The organism is Arhodomonas sp. KWT2 (genome assembly GCF_041949875.1).
Taxonomy (GTDB): Bacteria; Pseudomonadota; Gammaproteobacteria; order Nitrococcales; family Nitrococcaceae; genus Arhodomonas; species Arhodomonas aquaeolei.
On sequence record NZ_JBHFPQ010000013.1, the window covers coordinates 1 to 1,287 of the forward strand.

Sequence of the window (1,287 nt, forward strand, 5' to 3'; positions counted from 1 at the left end):
CCAAGACGGCCCTGTGCTGTTAGGTCATCCATTTCCGCTGCTTTTTTTAATAATTGAAACGCTTTTTTTTCGTTTTTATCGACTATGTCACCTCGCAAGTACCGGCCAGCTAGTTCCCACATGCCATCGGTCGCACCGCTCTGGGCATACTTCCTGAGCCAGTACAGGTATTTCTCGTCATTCGGTTCAATGTCGTTCCTTTCATCACCGTCCCGATATGCGTAACGTAGTTCACGTTGCGCCTTGGGAAAGCCCTGCTCGCCGGCCTCGGCGGTGAGCTCGAGCCATTTCTCCGGGCTCTTCTCCACGGTGTAGCCGGCGGCGTACATGCCCCCCAGGGCATAGAGACCTTCGGCGAGATCCTGGGCGGCGGCCTTCTTGATCCACTTGGCCGCCTTGGGGAAATCGATGGGTACGTCCTGGCGATCGAGTCCGATCGTGTATGCCACCCCGACGAGGACCTGTGCTCTGGCATCACCGTTGCGGGCGGCCTCGAGGTTGGCCGGGAAGTCCTGGCGGTAGAGGGCGTGCATGAACCCCCCGGGCTCGGGGAAGGCGACCTCGGCCCGGGCGTTCAGGGCTATGGCGAGTACCAGGGCCACGAGGCAGAACACGCGTAAGGGGGATGTCATCATTAACTCCTCGTGAGGCGAAGCGGGAACCTGTCGTTGGCGACGGGCCAGGCGCGGCGGAGACTGAAGTACTGCACGTCGGCGACGATGCGCGTGGCCCCGGCACTGACCTCGACCGTGCCGCCGATGCTCGTCTGCCCGTCCCGGGTCTCGATCTCCAGCGGTACCTTGGTCTTTTCGGCTAACGGGGTGCCCTGAGTCGCCGCGTCGAACCGGTTCCTGGAGGTCCGGGCGTCCGTGTCGCCATGGTCGTATTCGCTCGCCGTGACCCGCTGGCCCGCCTCAGCGATAGCTGCCGTCGGGCTGGCGTTTCAGTCCGTAGTAGCTGGGGCGTACGCTGTTGTGCTCCTCCTGCCAGCGGCGGGAGCGGGCGATGGCCTCCTGAACCTGTTCGTCGGTCATCTTCTCGGCTAGCGCCTCTTTCTTCTCGATGTCGCCGGTGCCGCCGAGGTCGTACATCATGTACGCCTTCACCAGGTCCTTTTCAGTGCCAATGCCTTTCGCGTAGTAGTCGCCAAGACGGCCCTGTGCTGTTAGGTCATCCATTTCCGCTGCTTTTTTTAATAATTGAAACGCTTTTTTTTCGTTTTTATCGACTATGTCACCTCGCAAGTACCGGCCAGCTAGTTCCCACATGCCATCGGTCGCACCGCTC

General features: G+C 60.7%; 2 protein-coding genes. Both read right to left on the reverse strand.

Annotation, left to right across the window (positions count from 1 at the left end; translation table 11 throughout):
* Positions 1–635: tetratricopeptide repeat protein (locus tag ACEZHJ_RS00315; protein WP_375036106.1), on the reverse strand; the 635-nt coding region annotated here is incomplete at its 3' end.
* A 279-nt stretch (positions 636–914) separates the two neighbouring features.
* On the reverse strand, positions 915–1,287 hold a 373-nt coding region (locus ACEZHJ_RS00320), incomplete at its 5' end, for a tetratricopeptide repeat protein (RefSeq protein ID WP_375036107.1).